At 67.3% G+C, this 5,975-nt stretch carries 6 protein-coding genes; 4 read left to right on the top strand and 2 right to left on the bottom strand.

Annotation, left to right across the window (positions count from 1 at the left end; translation table 11 throughout):
* On the top strand, nucleotides 1-1,118 hold a 1,118-nt coding region (locus ACWGKT_RS39510), incomplete at its 5' end, for a HEAT repeat domain-containing protein (RefSeq protein WP_453277469.1).
* Nucleotides 1,119-1,254: 136 nt separating this feature from the next.
* Here ACWGKT_RS39510 and ACWGKT_RS39515 read toward each other — a convergent pair.
* On the bottom strand, nucleotides 1,255-2,625 hold the full coding sequence (locus ACWGKT_RS39515; RefSeq protein WP_453277470.1) for a hypothetical protein: 1,371 nt from the start codon (nucleotides 2,623-2,625) through the stop codon (nucleotides 1,255-1,257).
* Between the two features lie 242 nt (nucleotides 2,626-2,867).
* Nucleotides 2,868-4,166 (bottom strand): hypothetical protein, encoded by a 1,299-nt coding sequence (locus ACWGKT_RS39520; protein ID WP_453277471.1) that lies wholly within the window; start codon nucleotides 4,164-4,166, stop codon nucleotides 2,868-2,870.
* 490 nt (nucleotides 4,167-4,656) lie between these two features.
* Between ACWGKT_RS39520 and ACWGKT_RS39525 the strand changes: the two genes are divergently transcribed.
* From ACWGKT_RS39525 to ACWGKT_RS39535, 3 genes are all read left to right on the top strand, one after another.
* Nucleotides 4,657-5,127: a recombinase family protein gene (locus ACWGKT_RS39525; RefSeq protein WP_453277472.1), complete on the top strand. Its 471-nt coding sequence runs from the start codon at nucleotides 4,657-4,659 to the stop codon at nucleotides 5,125-5,127.
* 156 nt (nucleotides 5,128-5,283) lie between these two features.
* On the top strand, nucleotides 5,284-5,451 hold the full coding sequence (locus ACWGKT_RS39530; RefSeq protein ID WP_453277473.1) for a hypothetical protein: 168 nt from the start codon (nucleotides 5,284-5,286) through the stop codon (nucleotides 5,449-5,451).
* 111 nt (nucleotides 5,452-5,562) lie between these two features.
* Complete coding sequence (locus tag ACWGKT_RS39535; RefSeq protein ID WP_235455375.1) at nucleotides 5,563-5,763, top strand: hypothetical protein; 201 nt, start codon at nucleotides 5,563-5,565, stop codon at nucleotides 5,761-5,763.
* Nucleotides 5,764-5,975 lie beyond the last annotated feature (212 nt).

Genomic DNA, 5,975 nt, shown 5'->3' on the forward strand with positions numbered 1-5,975 from the left:
CCGCCCTGCACGTGCTCGGGCAGCAGTGGCCAGACCACGAAGACAGCCGCACCACCATCCTCAACGCCGCCCGCGACACCACCCCCACCCGCGAGACCGTTCGATCTACCGCCCTGCACGTGCTCGGGCAGCAGTGGCCAGACCACGAAGACAGCCGCACCACCATCCTCAACGCCGCCCGCGACACCACCCCCAGCCGCGTCCGCTCCGCCGCCCTGCGGGTGCTCGGTGAACGGTGGCCAGATAACGAAGACAGCCGCACCACCATCCTCAACGCCGCCCGCGACACCGCCACCCGCCGCGAGACCATCCGATCCACCGCCCTGCAGATGTTGGCTGAGCGATGGCCAGACGACGAGGACAGCCGCACCACCGTCCTCAACGCCGCCCGCGACACCACCCCCACCCGCCAAGACGTCCGCTACGTCGCCCTGCAGGTGCTCGGTGACCGATGGTCAGACGACGAGGACAGCCGCACCACGGTCCGCAACGCCGCCTGCGACACCACCACCCGCGATTTTGTCCGCTCCGCCGCCCTTCAGATGTTGGGTGACCGATGGTCAGACGACGAGGACAGCCGCACCATCGTCCTCAACGCCGCCCGCGACACCACCCCCAACCTGAACGTCACCCGCGAGCAGGTCCGCTCTACCGCCCTGCGGGTGCTCGGGCAGCAGTGGCCAGACGACGAGGACAGTCGCACCACCGTCCTCAACGCCGCCCGCGACACCACCCCCAACCGCGGGAATGTCCGCTCTACCGCCCTGCGGGTGCTCGGGCAGCAGTGGCCAGACGACGAGGACAGTCGCACCACCGTCCTCAACGCCGCCCGCGACACCACCAGCGAGAACGTCCGCATCACCGCCCTGCAGGTACTGGGGCATCGATGGCCTGACACGAATGCATGGGATTGCATATCAAGATGTGCTGAGGAAACGGAGTCGGAGACCTTGCGCGAGGTAGCAGTCCGGCTGTTGGGGCTGGTATGGCCTCAGGACCCGGAAACGGCATCGCTGCTACGAAAGACAGCGCAACAGGACGCAAGTGAGAGGGTGCGCGCGAGCGCAACGCAGGCCATGACCTTTGTCAGCGCCATCGCCGGCATCGGCCCTGTGTGACATGGCGAAGCGTGCTGGAGCAGTGGTCGTCTTCTTGCGCAGGTTGCGCGTCGCACGTTCGGGCTGTGAACCGCGGTGATACCAAGGTCGGCACCGCGGCAGCCGCCCCGGTTGCTCGGATGCGGTCGCGGATCTGCTACGTACGTGCCGTGTTCTCCCGATGACGTAAGAGTCTGCGGAGCTCCTTCTCCACCTCGTACCGGTTGAGGCGCTTGGTCCGGGCGTACTGGGTAATCGCAGACTGCGCGGCGTGTGCTGCTTCGAACCAGACGCTCCGCTGTTGCCTGCGCTCTTCGTTGTCGGCCAGTTGCTGCAGCTTGAGGTGCTCCCCGTCCGCGGCCTGCTGCAGCACGATCAGCGTGTCAGGCAACCCTGTCTGGACGGCTGGGCCGGGCCGGCGCACGAGATCTGTTTCAGCGCTCGCTGGTGTGGTCGTACCACTGCTTGCTTCGACGGCGGGCGGGCGGGGTTGGGTGGGCAGCAGAGAGGAGACCGTCGCAGGGCTTGGGGCAGCGGACGGTGCGGGCAGCGGGGTTGTGGTGGCGTTGAGACCAGGGCGGCAGGTAGGCCGGTTACGGCTGGCACCGGCGGGAGCAGGGGCGTCGATCGCAGGCTCAGGGAGCTGAGTGTTGTCGCTGAGCAGGTCCTGGTAGCGGTGCTGGTCGGTGTCGGTGACCCAGAAGCGGTGGGGCTTGGCGGACGTGCGGAACTGGATCGGAACGATGGTGCCAGCGGCTGTCCGCCGGACCAGGTCGTCGAACAGGACGTCCTTGGGAACAGGCGTGGCGTGTGCTTTGCCGCAACGGCGTACGCCATCGGGGCAGGGGTGCACGGCATGGACGTCGCAGCGCCAGAAGTCCAGTTTGCGGAAGCCGGAGACGACGCGCAGATCGCCGCTTTGGGCGATGACGTAGGCGGGGAGGTTGTCGCTGCGGGTCCAGTGGGTGTCGTGGCGTTGGGCGTAGTCGGAGCGGTCGGTGTGCCAGGCCGGAGTGATGCCGTTCTTCTCTGCCTTGGCGGCGCGGGCGCGGACGCCGCACAGACCATCGGAGCCGATGGTGGACAGCTGGACTTCCCAGCCGATGCGACGGCCGTCGCTACCTTCGACGAGGGTGTCGGTCTGGATCCAGCTCCGGCCGGCCCGGGTGCGTACCTCGCTGTCGCCGTGGAAGCCGCCTTCCTCCGCCGCACGCAGGATCCGCTCCTGGTACGCCTTGTGCTCGTCGCTCATGGGCACGACATGGCGGGCTTCGTCCTCGCTGCGCTCGTGCACGGCTTCCCGCCCGCCATTACGCACACGCAGATGCATCCAGGCCTCGACACCCTGCTCCCGGCAGACGCCCCCGCACTGCAGCTCCCGCTCGTGCACGGGAGTGCGGAGCCGCCCGTGGTACCGGTCTATCCGGTAGATCGTCTCCCACAAGTCAGGAAACTCCGGATGATCAAGGTCGTCCCTGTTCAGGTCGATAAGAATCCGGAGCTTCGTGTGCCAGACGATATTGGCCACCCACTACCACCCTTTCTCTGACAACTCCCGTCGATTTCACGGTAGGACGCTGCACTGACAACGAGCCAGGACATCGGCCTCCTGCCGCAGTTGCGCCACCCCCGCTGCGCGCAGAGTCCGGCAGCAGCGGGCCTGTTGCCGGACTCATTCAATGCGGGGTCTTCGGCCCCGGGTATGCGGCGACATACAGGTCTTTGCAGCTTGGAACGACCAGACTCCACCGGTGGGACCTGAGTGTCAGGTCAGCGGGAGTCAGGCGGGAGCGCACGGTCAAGGAAGTCGAGCCGGGCCTGACGAGGTAGCTGACTGTCCAGCCCAAGAGCGGTGCGGATGGACTGAGCGCTCACGTCGCGCGGGATGTCCAGCCGCCGCTCCGCATCTCCGATGATCTCGCCGATGGCGTGGTGGGCAGCAAGTGGGTGGTGCCGGATGAGCCAGTCGAGCATCTTCGCCACCGGCGTCACGATGCCGTAGAAGATCGCCGGGCCGGTATCGCCGAGGGACTCGTCGAGTTCCTTACCGGCACCGAACTCGTCAAGGATGGCATGCCGGATGGTGACGGCCAGGTCATGCGGGTCGATGATGCTGCCTGTGTTGTCGGCCACGCTCCAGGCCAGTTCATCTGCGACCTCGTGAACAGCGCTCTCGGTACGGAAACGCAGAGCCCAGCGCTTGCGCCAGTCCGGCCGCTCCCACAGAACGCCGAAGAATCGGCGGGCCAAGCGCTGACGCAGCTCGGACAGGCCGACGGGGAGGTTGTCGTCGCTGGAGCTGAGTTTTGCAGCCGCGCTCTGAGGTGAGCGGTCACGTTCTTCCGCCCAGTCCTCGGCCACCGGGCGAGCCCAGAGGTTACGGCCGTTGATCGTGGCCTGAGGCGGGGGTACATCGCGCTGGTTCCGAGCGATGTAGGCGCGGAGGGTGGAGGCCGCGATGTTGCCAATCTGTGCCATCTCTGGCACCCCGATGAGCTGGTCGGCGGCGAGTTCCGGTGCGGACAGGCGCACTACGCACGCTGACAGCGGCCGCGCGTCGCGAGGCCGGCGGGAGGCCCACAAGGCCAGGTGGTCGTTCCAGGGGTCTGGAGGCGGCGCGTCCAGGTCGAAGTTGGCGACCTTCAGCAGACGACCGCCGTCAGGGTGGGCGTGGTCGTCGAGCAGGTCGGCGGCTGTGATGGTGATCGCTGCCTTGACGGGCCGGTGGTCGAATCGCTCACTGGGGGCGTCCCAGACCTGGTCGGGCCGGTGCCAGTTGGTTCCGTCCCACCAGTAGCCGCCCTGCCGGAATAGGAGTTGGGGTCCCCACCAGCTGCTGTGCCAGGGCGAGGCGTCATTGTCTCGCACCAGCAGAACAGTGCGGCCGTGCTCGGAGTGGTGGCGGACGACCCAGGCCAGGTCCTGACGGATCGGGTCGGTCGTGAAGGCGAGCCAGGAGTCGTCCACGCTGCGCTCCCGGTCCCAACGGCCCCACGTGCCGCCCCCTTCGTGACGTCCGATGGCTTCGATTGCGGCGGGGTCGTCGACCGGGATGTGCTCGTCGTCCACGAAGGGCAGGCCGGGGACGGGGTGGTCGGTGCGCAGGCCGTTGGCAACGGGTTGAAGGCGATGCATCTGTGCTGTACCCCTCACACTCCAAGTGCTGTAGATATTTACAGCGTATTCGATTCCCTGGGTACAGCGCAGTGAAACCCGCTTCCGCAAGGGGAAGTTGGCAACTCTTCGCCTGCAGCCCTCGTCACCGGCGTGCTGGTCATCGCAAAGCCGCCGCCCACGCCGGCGCCTTCCCGCCCGGCATGCCACCAGGGCCCGGGTCTGCGCCGCCAGGCGATCCGCACACTGACGGCTGCTACGACTGGGAAGACTGTGGAGTGAACGCAAGCGGCGGCATCCGTGGACACGCGCCCGTACCCGACCCGGGCCCCGGAGGAGTTGGCAGGGAAGGCCGGCAGATTGCGGCACTGACGGCGGCCGGCTGCGTTCGGGTCTTCACCGACAAGAAGTCAGGCAAGAACGCCGAGCGCGAGGAACTGTGGAAGTGCCTGGACTACCTACGGCCCGGCGACCCCTGGTGGTGCCCTCCCTCGACCGCCTGGGCCGCTCGATCCAAGACCTGATTGCCATCGTCTCCGGCCTCCGCAAGCGCGGTATCGGCTTCCAGTCGCTGCACGAGGCCCTCGACACCACGACCCCGGGCGGGCGCCTGGTGTTCCACGTGTTCGCCGCGCTCGCGGAGTTCATCCGGGAACTGATCGTGCAGGGCACGCACGAGGGTCTTGCGGCGGCTCGCGCCCGGGGCGAGCAGATCGGGCGGCCGTCGGCCATGAACGCGGAGCAGGTCCGGCACGCCCGCGCCCTTCTCGCACAGCCGGAGAACACCATCACCTCGATCGCGAAGTTACTCGGGGTCTCCCGTACGACTCTGTACAAGTACGTGCCGGAACTGGCCGTGGGGCGGGACTCCCTCGTCTCTGGGGACGCCCCGGCCCTGCCCGCGCCCCGGCCCTGATGGGGGCAAACGATTCTCGCGAAGACTTGCGCAGCCGTGTGACCTGCTAAAACGGCGGATTTTCGCGAGAGTTGCGTAGCTAGCCCCCTCGTCCCTCAATCTCTCTCCACGGCTCCGGAGCCACATTCATCCCACTGCGATCCTTGGAGAGAACGCATGTACCTCAGTTCCGGCGACGCGGCCCTGATGCTGGTCGTACTCCTGCTCGGTGCCGCTGCGGCGTACATCACGCACCACCACCCCACAGCCACCCAGCCCCTGCTGGTTGCTCTCGGCGTCTTGACCTTGGCGGCCGCCGTTGCGGGTGCAGTCACCGGCTCCTGATGTCCCTGGGCCCGGGGAGGACCCCCGGGCCCAGGGACCGGTAGCAGGTACGGGGCCATATTGGTCTGTTTTCTGTGGCACCCAGGCCGCGTGCTGGGGCAGCATCTCCGTATGGTCAACTACGTGCCCTCCCCTGACGAGGTGGCCGCCGCGCGGACCCCCAACGGCGGCTGGTCGAAGAAGCAGCTTGCGGAATGGGGTGTCCCCTGGCCTCCGCCGACGGGCTGGCGCAAGCACCTAGAGGCGAAGTGGAGCGGTGAGGACGTCGGTCCGTTGCCTCGTGAGGAGCCGGGCCAGGACGCCCTGTTCTGACGGATTACGGCGATCACGGAACGTGCAGACGCACGATCCGACGCCAATGTTCCTCAACCCCCAAGACCGAATCGGCCCTCGACGCAGCGACAGCCCCCTAGGGCCTGTGTGATGTTGTGATCAGTCAGGTGCCTTCAGGAGGTCGCTGATCCAGATCATCGAGGCACGAAGGTGGAGGCCGGCGAGGTAGCTCTCGGGCGTCTTGTCGCATC

Source organism: Streptomyces sp. NPDC054794 (genome assembly GCF_053611585.1).